The following is a 15,162-nucleotide window of genomic DNA, read 5'->3' on the forward strand; positions in this document are numbered from 1 at the left end:
GTTAAGGCGTTTTAGTAATTCGCCCAGTCCTCGGGCAGCATGGCGGGTTGATCGGCTGAAGATGCGGCGGAAAACCCGCTCTGCGTGAGTTGGCAGCTGACACGCTCGACACCGCGGTCGGGCGGTGCATCAAAGCCCGGCTCCAGTCCGTGTTTCTTCATGAACGCCAGCATGCGTTTGTTGACATCCAGCACGTCGCCGTAGAGATGGCGTACCCCGGCCTCGCGCGCGCCGGCAATCAGGGTGCTCATCAGCCGGCTCGCCACGCCCGAGCCCTGCCAGCCGTCGAGCACGCTCAGCGCCAGCTCGGCACTGCCGCGCGCCGGGTCCACCAGAAACCAGGTCGCCTCGCCGACGATTTCTTCACCGTTGGCCCCCCAGATGCAGGCCACCCAAGCCGCATGTTGTGTGCCATCGGCGGTGACCAGATCGTCCACCAGCTTGGCTGAGGCGGCGCTCACCCCGCCGTGGAAGCGGTTGCGTCGTGATGGCACGCTCAGTTCCAGTAAAAAGCGCCGCATGGTTTGGGCATCTTCCAGGCGCACACGGCGCAGGAAAACAGGCGGTGGTGAAGACGCTGAGAAACCCCCATCGCCGCTGGCCACATCATCAGGCTGCAGGTTCATGCGCTTCCCCTTTCGCGCGTCAGCGCCAAAAATGTAACGTCGTCATGCGGCTCGAATGCACCCACATGGCCCGCGAGGTGCGCACACACACCGTCCACCATGTTCTGCGCCGATCCGGCCAAAGAGGCCAACGCCTGGCCCAAACTTTCTTCGCCATAAGCCCCCGATGGCCCCTGGGCCTCGGTCGCCCCATCGGTGTAGACCAGCAGCCTGGCGCCGGCCTGCATCGTCAAGCTCTGCACGCCGCAGCGGTTGCCGGGCAACAAACCCACAGCCGGCCCGGTAACCGCGAGCCGGTGCATGGCGCCACCTTCGGCCTGTTGCAAAAACGGCGCTTCATGGCCCGCATTCAGGTAGTACATGCGCCCGCTGCCGGGCTCCAAAAGGGCAAAAAAAACCGTGGCAAACATGTTCTCGTGGCCATGCACGGTGGCGATGTAGTCGTTGGCGAAGGCCACGCTGCGCACCAGCGTCGCCGAGGGCGACTCGTCCGGCAAAGCCTGGCAGGCCATGGCGCGCAGCAAGGTGCGGAACAAGGCCATGTAAAGCGCAGCGCCCACCCCCTTGTCACACACGTCGGCGGCCACCAGCGCAAGCAAACCACCGGGGAGGGTGTAGGCGTCATAGAAATCGCCACCCACCTGCCGCGCCGGCGTACAGCTTGCGCCCAGGGTCCAGCCGCTCAGTTGCGGCAATTCCGCGGGCAGAAAACCCTGCTGTATGCGCTGGCCGATCTGCAGCTCGCGTGAAAGTGCCTGAAACAACTCGCTTCTGTGGTCTTGCAGGCGTTTCTTGGCGAGCGAGGCTTCAATGCGTGCCTGCAGCACCACCGGGTTGAAGGGTTTGGGCAAGTAGTCGTCGGCGCCCAACTCCAGGCAGCGCACCACACTTTCGCTCTCGTCTATGGCCGAGACCATGACCACCGGCAATTGCGCCGAATGCGGCGCGAGCCGGATGCGGCGCAAGGTCTCATAACCGTCCATCTCGGGCATGGTGATGTCCAGCAGCACCAGATCCCAGTCCTGCTGCTGCAGTTGTTCAAGTGCCTCGCGGCCGTTGGCCGCCATGCCGGTCTCGTGGCCCAGCCGTTGGATGCGCCGCACCAGCAGCTCACGGTTGAGCTCCAGGTCGTCCACCACCAGGATACGCATGGGGCGCTCCAGGTGCTCCGCTGAGCTTGACGCCAGGGTAGAGATCATGCTGCCCACACCCGCAAGATGCAGGCCCTGCCCTCAGGCCGCAGCCAGGGCATGGCGATGTTCAACGCGCCGACGATCGGCATCCAGCAACGCGCGCAGGTAAGGCAGCTGCTGCAACGTGGCCTGCTCCCCCTCTTCGATGATGTAGGGCACCTTTTCGGTATCAAACAGGCGCACACGCTGCTTGAATTCCGGCAGGATCAGAATCAGCTCGGAGTGATGTGCTGCACTCTGGAACGCCAGGCGCGACTTCTGCAGATTGTTCGCCAGAATGGCACTCAGTTGTGCCGCGAAGCGCCCCGCGCTGCGGATATTCTCCTGGAAGGGTGTGTCGAAACCCACCGCCACAATCACCCGGCTGCCGCTTTTCATGGCCACGCTGATGGGCAAGGGATCGGACATATAGCCATCCACCAGCAGCCGGCCATCGAGCTTCACCGGCCGAAACGCCAGGGGCAGCGAGACGCTGGCGCGCAGCGCCTGCACCAGGTCACCACGGGTGATGTCGACCAGCTCGCCGTTCATGAAATCGGTCGCCGTGATGTGCAGTGGAATCGCTGTGTCTTCAATGCGCTGCTGGCCAAACACATCGCGAAAGGCGGCCAGCATGGGAGCGTCGTCGCGCAGGCCAAAACTGTCCGGCTTGAAGCCGAACAGCTTGGGTGCCAAAAGCCGCAGAACACCCATGTGGTTGCGCTTGGAGGTGAGCTTGCGCGTCCAGGTGCGCAGCGTGATGTCGGTCAACTTGCGGGCATCGAAACCGAGGGCAATGCCGGCCGCGAACAGCGCCCCGCCACTGCAGCCGACCAGCCGGTCGATGCCGATACCGGCCTCGCTGAGCGCCTTCACCACACCGATGGCGGCCGCACACTTGACGCTGCCCGAACCAATCACCAGCGTGACCACAGGACGGTCTTCCAGAACACCTTTCATGCGGCCTCCGTGAAGCTGTCCAATGCCTGACGCACATCCGGAAAGATGTTCAGAATGCTGGTGAAACCGGCGATCTCCAGCACCCGCTGCACCTGCGGCTGCACCGTGGCCATGCGCAGATCACCGCCAGCGATACGACAGCTCTTGACCGTGCCCAGCAAAGATCTCAGGCCCGCACTGCTGGTGTAGTTCACCAACGAAAAGTCCGCCACCAGGCGGGTGTTGCCCTGGGCAATCGACTCCGCAAAACGTTGCGTCAGGGTGTCGGCGCTCAGGCTGTCTATGCTGCCGGTGATGGCCAGCACAAAAATCTTGTCGTGTTGGGTGATGTCGATTTGCATGAAGGTTCTCCAAAATTTAGGGCGATACGGCTGAAGCTGATGCGGCGGCCGGCGTGGGTGATGCCAGGTACTTTTCCAGGGTGAGCACATTGCCGCGGCTGGGGCTGCGCTGGTAATGCTGGTGGTCGGAGAGCTGCCGGATCAGATGCACACCCAAGCCCCCGAGCGCGCGCGCTTCCACGGCCAGGCTGGTGTCCACAGGCACGACCCGCAATGGGTCAAATGGCTTGCCCTGGTCTTCCAGCGTCAGCACCATGCGGCGCGCGCCTGCGCTGCCGTCCACATCACCCTGGACGATGCGCACTTCCAGCGCCAGCGGACCACATTCGCCGGCCGGATAGGCGTGGTGTATGACGTTGGCACAGGCCTCCTCAACGATGAGCTGAAGATCGTGGCACTCCGCGTCGCTGACCCTGCCCCGCTTGCATATCGTGGCCACCACGTCCTGCAGCGCCGGCAGGCTGGCAAGCTCGGCGCGGCAGACCAGGCGTTCGCCTGCATCCTCTGACCTGAGGCTGGGGGTATTCATGCCAAACGCTCCGATACGCCATCAGGCCCAGGCCCAGGCCCAGGCGCTGCGCGCGGCTCCGGCCCTAGCTCTGCGTCCGTCGACTGCGGCAGCCAGATGGTCAGGCACGAGCCCACGCCGGGCGTGCTGCGTACCTGGATGTCGCCGCCCATCAAACGGCACAGGCGGCGGCTCACGGCCAAGCCCAGGCCGCTGCCACCAAACGCACGTGTCGTGCCTTCGTCAGCTTGCTGAAAGGGCTGAAACAGCGAGTCCATCTGCGATTCACTCAGGCCGATACCGCTGTCTTCGACCTCGATGCGCAAGCCCGGCACACCAGGTGTGCGCTCACCCACGCTGGCGCGCAATTGCACCAGGCCCTGGGTTGTGAATTTGGCCGCGTTGGAGACCAGCGCGGCCAGCACCTGCCGCAAACGCAAGGCATCCACATGGACCAGCGCCAGCCCCGGCTGTATCGTCACCAGCATGTGATTGCCGTTGGCCCTCAGCAGGGGCTGCGCTGCGGCCTCGACCGACGAAAACAACACCCGCAGGTCGCAGTCCTCGAGGTTGAGCTGCAGCTTGTTGGCGTCCAGCCGGGTCAGGTCGAGCACGGCGTTGATCATCGCCAGCAAATCCTTAGCCGCATGTTTGATGCGCCCCAGGTCGGCACGCGCGGCCGGCGGCGTGCTGTCGGCAAGTTCTTCTTCGAGCAGCTCGGCATAACCAATCACCACGTTGAGTGGTGTGCGCAGCTCATGGCTCATGTTCGCCAGAAAGACACTCTTGGCCTGGTTGGCCTGCTCGGCCTCTGCCCGCGCCTGCTCCAGGTGAACGGCCTGGGCCTCGATTTGCCGATTACGCTCTTGTAATGCGGCGCGCGCTCTGGCGGTGCGCAGCGATTCGGCATGGATCGCATGGCCGAAAAGTGACAGGTAGATCGCTGCGGCCACGGCCGACAACGCAATCGTCAGCGACGAAGTCTCCGGACGAAATTCAAAGCCCGTGATGGCGGAGCCCATGCCTATGCCCAGCACCATGGCCGCCAGGCCGCGCCAGGCGTGGCGCGGCCCGCCCGAGCCCAGGTTGGAAGCATGCATGGCCCCGCCCAGTGCCACAAGAATCCACGGGTTCAGCCCCGAAAGCCCGCCGTAGGCGCCAATCAGAAACGAGTCGACCAACAAGGCGCGCATCTCGCTAGCCCGGCTATCGGCGGCACGGCAACTCAGCCAGTAGGCCAGATGCGGCCAGACCAGCATCACCGCCCCGGCCCACCAGAGTGCCGGTGGGTGCTGCTCGGTAAAGACCGAAGCGAGCAACAGGCCGGCGGCCAAATGGGCGCCGATACGCACCGGGTAGTTCACGCGCACACCGCCGTACAGGCGCGGGCGTTCGGTACGCGTAGCTTCGGTAGGCCTGCCTGTGTTCCGCTCCGTGGGCTGCATCAACGAGGCATTGGCCATGTCAATCGTCCTCGCTCTTTTCGGCCAGCGGCATCTTGGCGAGCACGGAGGCGCGAAACCGGCTGCCCTCGCCAGCGGTGCTGATGACGGTGACATCCCCGCCGAGCAGGCGGCACAGGCGGCGACTGATGGCCAAGCCCAGGCCGGTGCCACCATAGTTGCGCGTGGTCTCGGCGTCGGCCTGCACAAAAGGCTGGAACAGCCGGGCCAGTTGCGACGGGGTCATGCCTATGCCGGTGTCGCAAACCTCGAACACCACAATGGTGCGGCCTTGCGCATCAAACTCACTGAAGATTTCGATAGCGACATTGCCATCGCGGGTGAACTTGGCGGCGTTCGACACCAGGTTGATCAAGACCTGCCGCAGCTTGGTCAAATCCGACTGCACCACATGCAAGCCCGGTGACTCCACCACCTGCAGACGGTTGTGATTGTTGGCCAGCAGCGGTTGTGTGATCGAGACCACCTGGTCCAGCAGTTCGGTCAGCTCAAAAGACTCGACATGCAACTCGATCTTGCCGGCTTCAATTTTCGAGATGTCCAGCACATCGTTGATCATTTGCAGCAACTGCCGCGCCGCCCTCTTGATGCGGCCCAGGTCGGCGAGTGAGTTGTCGCGTTCGCCGCCATCCCGCAACTCGTCCTCCAGCATCTCGGTGTAGCCAATCACGGCGTTCAGCGGTGTGCGCAACTCATGGCTCATGTTGGCCAGGAAAGCGCTCTTGGTGTGATTGGCGATCTCGGCCTGCTCGCGCGCGCGCTCGGCCACCACCCGGGCCTGCTCGAGATCCACCTTCTGCTGCTCTATGACCTGGTTGCGTGCCCGCAGCTCGCGTTTGGCGCCAATCACTTGCTGCGTCTGGAAGTGCGACGCCAGACCAAATGCGGCGGTGTAGGCAATCACGGCCGCAGCCGTCATCACATGCGCCAGCAGCGGCACCGGCAACACCGCAAACCCATTGTGGAGCCCGGCCACGCCAATGCCGCAGCCGAAGCATGCGGCGCCTATCAATCCCAGGCGCAGCCCGCCAATGCTCAGGTTGGCGGCGTTGACGGCGGTAAAGGCCACCACGCCAATCCACGGATCCAGCCCGGTCAACAGCGTGAAGGCCCCCATCAGAAAGCTGTCGACCAACAGATTCTGTTGCTCGGCGGCCTTGCTGTTGCGTGCCCGGCTGGCCTGCCAATACGCCAGATGCGGCCACAACAAGGCGGTGCAGCACATCAACACCAAAGCCCACATCGGCAACGCCCGCAGATGCAGCACCGAGAGGGCCACTGCACCATAGAAGGCATGTCCCAGCACCCGCAGACCGTAATCCAGGCGCACGGTGGGGTGGACGAGTGAAGGCGCACGCGACGCGGCGCGAGGCACTTCCTGGGCAACGGTGTTCATAACCGAACTCGGCAGGGATACATGGCGAACGGCATCAGTCACGCGCTGGGCGATCGGAAGGCTTTGGCAGCAAAGACAGGGCTCCAGCCCTATCCAAAAGCAACAAACATGACACGGCTTCCTCCAAATGGCTGAGCCTCCAGCGGGTGCTCGAGGCCGTTACAAATACGAACCGGCGGCATGATAATACGTATTACAGCACTATTTCACGGATTAAAGGTCGATAGCAGCCTGCCTGCCGACGACCAGCAAAACGACTAAAAAGGCCAGGAACCGCGGGTTTAGAGCGGCTCCACGCCGGCGGCCTTGGCCAGGGCTTGCAGCTTGGCGGTGTCCGCAGCGTAGAAGCGCGCAGCGTCGGCCAGCGACATCGGAGGCGGCACAGAGCCCCCGGCGGCCGCAATCGCCGCGCGCACATTCGCATCGGCTAGCGCCGCTGTGACAACTCCGTGCAACTGCAGGCTGGTGCTTTCGCGCATCGCGGCGGGCACCAGCAGGCCAACCCAGATGCTGGGATGGCCGAAGGCTGGCGCCGATCGGCTTTCATTGAAGGTCGCCGCCAAGGGGAATCGGGCGAGGCGTTCTGCAGAGGAGACCCCCAGCACCTTCATCCGGCCACCGCTCACCATGGATCCCAGCAGCGCGTCCACCGGCAGCATGGCGAAATCAATGCGCCCCGCCTGCAGATCCTGCAACATGGGCAAACCGCCTCGGTAAGGTACATGGATGGCGCGCACGCCGGTGGCGGACAGCAGCATCTGCGTCACAAGATGGAACAACGAGCCCTGCCCGGTACTGCCGTAGCTCAGCAGACTGTCGCCACTTTGGCGTGCCAATGCCACGAGTTCGTCGAGGTTGTTTGCTGGCAAATCGCTGCGTGCGTAAAGCGCCAACGGTGAGTTGTTGACCAAGCCCAAAAGCTGAAAGTCCATGGGCTGGTAATGCACTGCACGCAAGGTGAGCGGCGCCAGCACGGTCTCGGAAGGAGAGCCGACAAACAGCGTGGAGCCGTCGGGCGCGGACGCCAGCAGGCGATTGGCCGCCAGGGAACCACTGGCGCCGGCAATGTTCTGCACCACCACCGTTCGCCCAAGCCCGGAGCCCAGCGCCGGTGCCACGGCACGTGCAAAAACATCGGTCACACCACCAGCCGGCTGTGCCACCAACACGTTCAGATAGCCGGAACCAGCTTGCTGCGCGCGCAGCGCAGGAGCCCCCATCAGCACGGCTGCGCCCAGGCCCGAGAGCGTGAATCTGCGACGAGATTTCTGCATGGCGCAAGCGTCTTTTGTGGGGGGCTCGTTCGGCGCTGACGCGCCAGGACTAGAGCAAAGTCTGCACTATAGTAATACGAATTATTGACTGCAATCTGACATGAAAAACCCAAGGCCAGCCCCAGCGGCCGCAGCCGCTACGACCGGGCCTATGCGCCGTCCCACACAACGCGATATTGCCGAGGCCACGGGCCTATCGCAGACCTCGGTATCTCTGGTGCTCAACCGCGTGGCGCCGTCCACTGTGTCCGAGGAGGCGCGCGAACGCATTCTGCGGACCGCGCAGCAGCTCGGCTACGTGCCCAACCGCATGGCACGCAATCTGCAGTCGGCGCGTACACGCACGCTGGCCTGCATCGTGCCGGACATCACCAACCCAACCTATCCGGCACTGATACGCGGATTCCAGTCGGCCGCCGATGCCGCCGGTTACGACACCATGATCTTCGACACCGACGGTACACCCGAGCGCGAACAAAGGGCGCTCCAATGGCTGTCGCAAGGACATGTGGACGGTGTGATGGCGCTGTTTTTCCACACCCAGGAAGCCGCCCTGCTGGAAGCCTTGCGCGGACGCACGGCGGTGGTGCAGATCGAGAGCCAGGCCTATCGGCCGTCACGCGCCATCGACAAGATCTACATCGACAACGCGGCGGCCGCGCAGGCCATGACACAGACCTTGATCGACAAGGGCCATCAGCGCATCGCCATGCTGTTCAGCCCGCTAGGCCCGGGCGCCGAGCGCCAGCGCGGCTACCACGCGGCGATGCGGCAAGCCGGGCTGGTGCCGCATGTGATCACCGCCGAAGACTTCACCCAGGCGGCAGGCTTGCGCGCGATTGCCGCGGAACTGGCGCGCGACTTTCAAAGCAGCGCGGTGTTCGCGGCCAACGACCTGCTGGCCATCGGCGCCATGGCGGCGCTTCGCAGCGCCGGTTTTCGCATACCGGAAGACGTGGCCGTGGCCGGCTTCGATGACATCCCCGCCGCACAATTGCTGCAACCGGCGTTGACCACGGTGCGCCGCTCCGAACAAAGCATAGGCCAGTTTGCTGCAGAACTGCTGATCGCACGCCTGGACGGGCCGGATGCGGACCGCCCTGGCCGAGGATTTGAACTGCCGTTCCAACTGGTGCTGCGTGATTCAAGCTGACGCTCTGTCAGCGGCGGCGTTTTACAGCAGCTTCCACTTGAGCAGCAACGCCGCCACAGCCGGAATGCCAAACAGCATCAGGAAGATCGGCAGTTCTTCCGCCACGCCATAACCCGCCTTGGCCACACCGGTCCACATGTTGAAGCCGGTCAGCGCCAGCCACACCAGCACAAACAAGCCGGTGCACCAGGTGGCGGCGCTAGGATAGTTGTCGCTGAACAGCCGGGCCATGATGGCGCTCACGCCGATCAACAAAAACCCGGAAAGTAAAAACAGACCTGATCGCATAAATTCCTCCTCCTGCTGTTGAATGCTAACCCTGGCCAAGGGTTACGGCCGGTAATAAACGCAGGGCGAAAGTTACCTGCCATCGTTTCGCTCATGCGTTTGCTAGCCCTTGCACGGCTGCTTACACTGCCGCATGCACAAACCGTTACAACCTCGATGGCGCCATGCGGCGGGCGCAATTGCCGCCCTTCTGGCCAGTGGCGCGGTACAAGCCGGTCGGCCTCTCACCGTGGACGATGCCGATGTAGAAGACGCGGGTGCGGGCCACGTCGAAAGCTGGTACGCGCGCCAGCCCGGCAAACTCAATACCTGGACCGTCGCCCCCGCCATAGGCCTGGGCGCGGGCCTGGAGCTGGATGCTTCGGCCATGCGCGACACCACCTCCAGCCTGACCACCAGCGCACTGCACCTGAAGTGGCGCATCACACCGTCGCTGGAGGATGGCTGCAACCTTGGCGCGTCGGCCGGTGTGTCACACACCCAAAATGCGGGCAACATGCCGGACCTGACGGCTTTGTTCACCTGCAATGGCGACTTCGGCGCATTCCACCTCAACGCAGGAGCCAACCGCCCCAAGGACGGACCGACCCTGGGCACCTGGGGCATTGCGCTGGAACACAGCTTTGGTGCCTTTGTCGCCCATGTCGAAACCTTTGGCCAGCGCCACAGTGCACCCACCCAACAAATCGGCCTGCGTACGGAATTTGCCAAGAACTGGCAAGTGGACGGAACCGTGGGACGTATGCAGCACGACACGCTCTACAGCATAGGTTTCAAGTTCTCGTTCTGAGCGCATTGCCTGGGTGCTGCAGCCGTCGGGAGAATGGTGGGTCAAGAAACTTCGGGGTCTGCCGATAAACAGGCATGCAAGTTTCATTTCGCTCCACCGGCGGCGCCAACCAAGGTGCCAGCTCCGCCGCCGCCATCGCACGCCTGGAAAAGCAGATGCGTGAACTGACGGAGCAGCTCAAGGCCGTGGTCTGGGAAGACATGGACCCCAAGCTCAAGGAACAACGCATTCAAATGCTGCAGGGCATGATACAAATGGTCCAGCAGCAGATTATGGCCGTCCAAAGGGCTGAAGAATTGCGCCAGATGCAGGAGCAGCAAGCCAGGGCTGCCGAGCAACAAAAGGCCACTCGAGCCGAGTCCTCACGCCAATCCGGCCTGGGCTACAGGGTAGACGTTTACGCCTGAGCCCAGCATCAGAAGACTGATACACAACCCCGCGCTGCCATCGTCCATCGGCACACCCAAAACCGGGACTCAGCCCACACTGGCAGCATGCGGCCAGAAAAATTCCGCCGTCTGGACATGCTCTCCGGTGAGCAGCCAGCCTGGCAGCGCAGGCTGGTCCTCAGGCGTGGGTGCCCACCAAGTGAACGCTTCCGCCCATCAGAACCCCATGCATCGTCCTCACAGCGCTGGGCATCGAGCGGGCGACAAAACCTGGTGGATCAGCAACCACGACGACCTGGCCATAGAACACCAGCACGGACGCATGGCCGATGTGATCGACATGGTGAACCGCACACCCGGCCGCTCCGGCGCCTCACCCGACAGCGAATTGCTTGTGGTGCATCTGATGGGCACACACCCGCACTACAGCCTGCGTTTTCCCAAACGAGCCAAGCCTTTTACCGAAGGTGCTGACGCAGTGGAAACCGGCCTGGTCAACGACGGGCGTTCGACCTGGGTGCGCAAGTTCAGGCAGGAATACGACGCCATCGTGGCCCGCTTGTTGCAGCTGACCCAGGACGCAGTCCCCCATGTGCAAACCCAGGCCACGCAAAGCTACCGCGCCTGAACGTATTTGTCGGACCACGGCCAGGAGGTCGGACACGGCAGCAACCACACCGGCCACAGCCCCGCCACCCCTTCGGGCTATCACATCCCCAGCATCGTCTGGCAAAGCCAGACGGACAAACCACGCCCGGCCGGCCGGCATGTAGCACCGCCCATTTCGCGCCGACTGGACCGCCTGGGCCGTGGTCGACTTGCTGAACATCCATTGGCCAGGTGACGAATACACCCGCAGCGTGCTGGATGAGGGCTACGGCTGGCAAGACCCGGTCTTGCCAGCGAAGGTGGACTCGTTCAGCGAGTAGCCGGACTGCCGATTCGTTCCCGGATTCGACAGGCCTGCCAAGGCATGGGTCAGCGTGTCAATAGGTCAAACCAAAGCCAAACGGATACAGCGTGTCTTTTGCCGGATAACCCGGCACATCCGGCTGGTTGTCGGCGATAGCCTGGAGATTGTTCGCCAAGGCAAAAGGCAACTTACCTTGCGGCTTGAACTTGCCACTCAGCACATCCAGCAGCGCGGTATTGCTCACGCCGAAGCCAGCAACAATCGCTCCTGCACCCTTCAAGCCACTTGCGTCGTCCAACACATAAGGCTGGCGGAAGTAGATGCTCAAAACCGTCTTCTTCGCGCCGACCTCGTTCATCACCGCCTGAATGTCCGAGAGCTTGGGAGATATCTGCCAAGACTGCGAAGCGGCCATCGCCGTGAAGGACAGGTTGCCAGCTTCCCAGGGGAATGAGCCGCCGAAGGTGATGCCATTGTCCAAGCCGGTGGGATCGTCTGCACCCCAGGTTTTGCCGGTGATCGGGCTAATCAGGCTTGGATTGGCACCGGTTGCAGGGTCGTTGCTCTTGTAGAGGGCACTGGCAGTTCGCGGATTCGACACCTCCACCCGGATGATGGCGTAGTCAGCCCCGGCCGCACTTGGGCGCACGCCACTCACCAAGGCTTCACCGTCGGTCACGGAGTAGCCGTACTTCTCTACATCGGCCTTGGCTATCCCCATGGTGTAGACCTTGGCAGCGGCTTTCAACGGCAGAGTTTGGTCTTGGTTCTGCAGCAGTGCAATCGATTTTCTCTGGATGTCCATGCCCTTTGCCCGGTTGGCATCATTGCCAATTGCGGCTGTGGCCAACTTTGCGTCAACGTATGGGTTTTCAAAAAGTCCAAGCTGAAACTGCTCTTTCAGAAGTCGTTTCGCTGCCTCGTTCACACGGTCAGCGCTCAGCAGATTGGCATTCACCAGGTCCACAATGGTTTGAACCTTGTTGAAGCCCGATAACGTCTCGGTGCCACCGTTGATCGCAGCTGCCACACGCTCCGGAACGGTCTTGTTTTCCAGACCCCAAGCGCGGTCGTTGATGATGCCGGTGTCAGAGTTCACATAACCTTTGAAACCCAGCTTGCCACGCAGCAGATCGGTCACGATTTGCTTTGAGAACGCCATGCCGACCTGGTCGTACGTCACACCTTCATAGGTCACGTTAATCGGCACGCCGTAATAGGGCATGATGGCCGAAACACCCGCGTCGATCGCGGCCATGAACGGCTTCAGGTGATAGCCAAAATTGCCGCCCGGATACACCTGCGTTTTGCCGAAAGTGAAGTGTGGGTCGAGACCTAACTCTTGCGGCCCTCCGCCTGGAAAGTGCTTCATCGTCAACGCCACCGCCGAGGTGGGCGACACAGAACTGCCGCCCACCATAGGCCCCTGCAGAGTCTCCACCAGCGTTTTGATGATGTTCGAGTTGAGGTCTGCGTTTTCGGTGAAGGTTTCGTGCACGCGGTACCAGCGCGGCTCGGTGGACATGTCCGCCATGTAGCCGTACATGCCGCGCAGCCCAATCGATTTCCATTCGTCGCCCATGGTCTGCGCGAACGTCCTGACGACGCCCATGTCACCAGCGGTAGGCGCTTTGCCAGTCTTCAGAAACTCTTCACCCAGGGCAGCAGAGGCGATGCCGGCTTCTTTTGGAAACTCTGTAAAAGCACCAGCGGCTTCGTTGATGCCCACACGTGCATCTTTTTCGTAGTGGTTGCGCGCGTTGGATTTGAACAGGGAAGGAATGCCCAGGCGGCTCGCCTCGGACATTTCTTGCACCGTGTTCGTGAAGTTGGCCGCCTGCAATGGCGTTACCTGCCCCGTCGTCGGTGTAGCAGTGACAACGCTGCGGAAGATAAAACGCCGCATCTTGTTGTCGTTGATGAAGCCGGCTGCCGTCGCCGGTGCTGCGCCATCGGTGCCTGCGTTCATGGTGTCGATGAGCATCAACCCCGCTTTTTCTTCAAGCGTCATTTGCGCAACCAGATCGTCGATGCGCTTGTCAACACTGAGTCGCCAATCTTCGTAAGGGTCCAGCTTGCCGTTGGCGTTCAAGTCTTTGAACTGTTTGGAGTCAACCGTGATGATGGCCTTCGCACGTGCGCCGAGCACAGGCTGCGCAACGTTTAAGTCACCGCTCCCACCGCAAGCGACTATCCCTAGGGACAAGGTGACGCCAATCGCGGTCGCGATTGCCGTTTTTTTGTGGTTGCTCATTGGCTTCATGTCTCTACTCCTGTTTTGATGGACTGATCACTGATAACACTGGGAAACGCGGTCACCACATTGAAAGGTAACGTTATCTTTTTATTGTTATCGTTATCAAACTTCACGTCAACACAGCGTCGTCAGAAGTTTCCCTAGGTCATCAGATCGTTTTGAATCAAAACGAATTGATACGAAAACAAAGTATCACAGTGGAGTTCATAACGACTGCAAACGCGCGTTCAGCGCCACAGTCATGCATCAAGAAACAATTTGTTATCGATAAATATTTCAATCAGCCCAATGGCTGCGGCCACGGCCTAGCGGACACAAGCCCGTGTCGTCTGCATCAAGAAATGAGGGAATTAAAAGCGCTGCAGTTGCAGCCCTTGCGCATCCAGCGTGCATGCCCGCCCCTGCGCCTTGGCGGCGTAAAGCATGGCATCGGCGCGGCGCAGCATGGCGGCCAGGGTGTCGTTTGCCGATGTGCGCATGGCAATACCCGCGCTGTAGCTCAAGCCGCAGCCCAGCTCGCGCGGGGCGGCATCGGTGAGGTACATGCGCATACGGCGGTCGAAGGCGCTGGCGGCCGCCGCATCGGCGTGGTTCATCAGCACACAAAACTCCTCGCCGCCGTAACGCCCGACCAGGTCGCCCGAACGCACGGCGGCCTGCAAGGCCTTGGCGACAAACTGCAGCGCGCGGTCGCCCGCCTCGTGGCCGCGGCTGTCGTTGATCTGCTTGAAGTAATCAAGGTCTATCATCAACACCGCCAAAGGATGGTTGTAGCGCGTGCTGACCTCCATCTCTGTGTTGGCCTGCAACAGCCAGGCGCGCCGGTTGAGCACACCGGTCAGCCCATCAAGCGTGGCCAGCCGCTCCAATGCGCGGGCCGCTTCATCTCTATGGGCCAGCAAAATGCCCGCGAGCGACAACACGGCCGTGGCATTGGCCACCATCGCAAACACAAAGTTCACCGGATGCGGCCACAGGAATGCCGGGAAGTCGGCGGTAAAAAACCCACCGAGCACACCTCGCCACGCGGTCACGACCATTTGCGCCAGCAAAGCCACCACCAGCAACCAACGCCACCGGCCCACCGGCACCGCAGGTTTGCGTATCAGCGGCGCCGCCACCAGCGCCATTTGCAGCGCCAAAAGCCCATTGGCCCACCCCACACGAAACGCGTAGCTCGAAAAACCCAGGCCATAACCCACGGGCATCACCAGCGCAATCAACATCGGCATACGGGCATGGGCGGCGCGCCCGCACCATAGATCAAAAGCGGTGGCGTTCAAGGCCAGGCCACCGGTGATGCCAAACATCGACAGCGTAGACAGCAGCCTATCGGCCATGGAGTCGGCCTGCACCACCCCGGACAGCAGCAACAGCACCCACCCCAAGGCCTGCAAGGCAACACCCGCCTGGGCGCGGCGCGCAGCCGCATTCACCTGCCCCATGACGGCGGGCAATGCTACGGCCATGGTCAGCATGCTGACGGTCAACGCCAGCAGCAGGGATTGGATATCGTTGGGCATAAAGAAGAATTCGGCCGCAACTGGCGGCCGCGTATTGTCCGGCTAAGTGGCTAGGCCGTGTTGATCAAGCGCAGCAACTCGGCCAAAACTAGGGAGCGCGGCGCACGGC

15 protein-coding genes are annotated in these 15,162 nt (G+C 62.1%); 4 read left to right on the top strand and 11 right to left on the bottom strand.

The genetic code is table 11. The features are described 5' to 3' along the window. Window positions 1-11: 11 nt before the first annotated feature. From ACFQ95_RS06395 to ACFQ95_RS06430, 8 genes are all read right to left on the bottom strand, one after another. A complete protein-coding gene (locus ACFQ95_RS06395; RefSeq protein WP_422830002.1) occupies window positions 12-626 on the bottom strand; it encodes a GNAT family N-acetyltransferase in 615 nt (204 codons plus the stop codon). Beyond that, window positions 623-1,825, bottom strand: a complete 1,203-nt coding sequence (locus ACFQ95_RS06400; RefSeq protein WP_422830003.1) for a PP2C family protein-serine/threonine phosphatase — start codon at window positions 1,823-1,825, stop codon at window positions 623-625. The genes ACFQ95_RS06395 and ACFQ95_RS06400 overlap by 4 nt, the downstream gene beginning before the upstream one ends. 33 nt (window positions 1,826-1,858) lie before the next feature. After that, window positions 1,859-2,758: a patatin-like phospholipase family protein gene (locus ACFQ95_RS06405; RefSeq protein ID WP_422830004.1), complete on the bottom strand. Its 900-nt coding sequence runs from the start codon at window positions 2,756-2,758 to the stop codon at window positions 1,859-1,861. Then, a complete protein-coding gene (locus ACFQ95_RS06410) occupies window positions 2,755-3,099 on the bottom strand; it encodes an STAS domain-containing protein (RefSeq protein ID WP_422830005.1) in 345 nt (114 codons plus the stop codon). Before ACFQ95_RS06410 ends, ACFQ95_RS06405 begins: the two co-directional genes overlap by 4 nt. A gap of 16 nt (window positions 3,100-3,115) precedes the next feature. Beyond that, window positions 3,116-3,628 (bottom strand): ATP-binding protein, encoded by a 513-nt coding sequence (locus ACFQ95_RS06415; protein ID WP_422830006.1) that lies wholly within the window; start codon window positions 3,626-3,628, stop codon window positions 3,116-3,118. Continuing rightward, a complete protein-coding gene (locus ACFQ95_RS06420) occupies window positions 3,625-5,070 on the bottom strand; it encodes an ATP-binding protein (protein ID WP_422830007.1) in 1,446 nt (481 codons plus the stop codon). The genes ACFQ95_RS06415 and ACFQ95_RS06420 overlap by 4 nt, the downstream gene beginning before the upstream one ends. A gap of 1 nt (window position 5,071) precedes the next feature. Next, the gene (locus tag ACFQ95_RS06425; protein ID WP_422830008.1) at window positions 5,072-6,466 is read right to left on the bottom strand and encodes an ATP-binding protein; all 1,395 of its coding nucleotides are present in this window, start codon (window positions 6,464-6,466) and stop codon (window positions 5,072-5,074) included. 281 nt (window positions 6,467-6,747) lie between these two features. Next, complete coding sequence (locus ACFQ95_RS06430) at window positions 6,748-7,740, bottom strand: Bug family tripartite tricarboxylate transporter substrate binding protein (RefSeq protein WP_422830009.1); 993 nt, start codon at window positions 7,738-7,740, stop codon at window positions 6,748-6,750. Window positions 7,741-7,840: 100 nt separating this feature from the next. On the opposite strand from ACFQ95_RS06430, the gene ACFQ95_RS06435 reads away from it, so the two are divergent. Beyond that, window positions 7,841-8,893: a LacI family DNA-binding transcriptional regulator gene (locus ACFQ95_RS06435; RefSeq protein ID WP_422830010.1), complete on the top strand. Its 1,053-nt coding sequence runs from the start codon at window positions 7,841-7,843 to the stop codon at window positions 8,891-8,893. Window positions 8,894-8,914: 21 nt separating this feature from the next. On the opposite strand, the gene ACFQ95_RS06440 is transcribed toward ACFQ95_RS06435, so the two are convergent. Continuing rightward, entirely contained in the window at window positions 8,915-9,181 is a 267-nt protein-coding gene (locus tag ACFQ95_RS06440; protein WP_422830011.1) for a hypothetical protein, read from the bottom strand. 133 nt (window positions 9,182-9,314) lie between these two features. Between ACFQ95_RS06440 and ACFQ95_RS06445 the strand changes: the two genes are divergently transcribed. The 3 genes from ACFQ95_RS06445 to ACFQ95_RS06455 all read left to right on the top strand — a co-directional run bounded on the left by ACFQ95_RS06445 (window position 9,315) and on the right by ACFQ95_RS06455 (window position 10,988). After that, complete coding sequence (locus ACFQ95_RS06445; RefSeq protein WP_422830012.1) at window positions 9,315-9,971, top strand: hypothetical protein; 657 nt, start codon at window positions 9,315-9,317, stop codon at window positions 9,969-9,971. A 74-nt stretch (window positions 9,972-10,045) separates the two neighbouring features. Beyond that, window positions 10,046-10,378 carry a FlxA-like family protein gene (locus ACFQ95_RS06450; protein ID WP_422830013.1) on the top strand — a complete coding sequence of 111 codons (333 nt, stop codon included), beginning with the start codon at window positions 10,046-10,048 and terminating at the stop codon, window positions 10,376-10,378. Window positions 10,379-10,586: 208 nt separating this feature from the next. Next, window positions 10,587-10,988 carry a hypothetical protein gene (locus tag ACFQ95_RS06455; protein WP_422830014.1) on the top strand — a complete coding sequence of 134 codons (402 nt, stop codon included), beginning with the start codon at window positions 10,587-10,589 and terminating at the stop codon, window positions 10,986-10,988. A 358-nt stretch (window positions 10,989-11,346) separates the two neighbouring features. Here the strand turns inward: ACFQ95_RS06455 and ACFQ95_RS06460 are convergent, their stop codons facing one another. After that, window positions 11,347-13,422: a glycoside hydrolase family 3 N-terminal domain-containing protein gene (locus tag ACFQ95_RS06460; RefSeq protein WP_422830015.1), complete on the bottom strand. Its 2,076-nt coding sequence runs from the start codon at window positions 13,420-13,422 to the stop codon at window positions 11,347-11,349. 458 nt (window positions 13,423-13,880) lie between these two features. Further along, window positions 13,881-15,053: a GGDEF domain-containing protein gene (locus ACFQ95_RS06465; protein ID WP_422830016.1), complete on the bottom strand. Its 1,173-nt coding sequence runs from the start codon at window positions 15,051-15,053 to the stop codon at window positions 13,881-13,883. Window positions 15,054-15,162 lie beyond the last annotated feature (109 nt).

Origin of the sequence: Variovorax sp. HJSM1_2, assembly GCF_049316285.1 — a bacterium.
Classification (GTDB): domain Bacteria; phylum Pseudomonadota; class Gammaproteobacteria; order Burkholderiales; family Burkholderiaceae_C; genus Rhodoferax_B.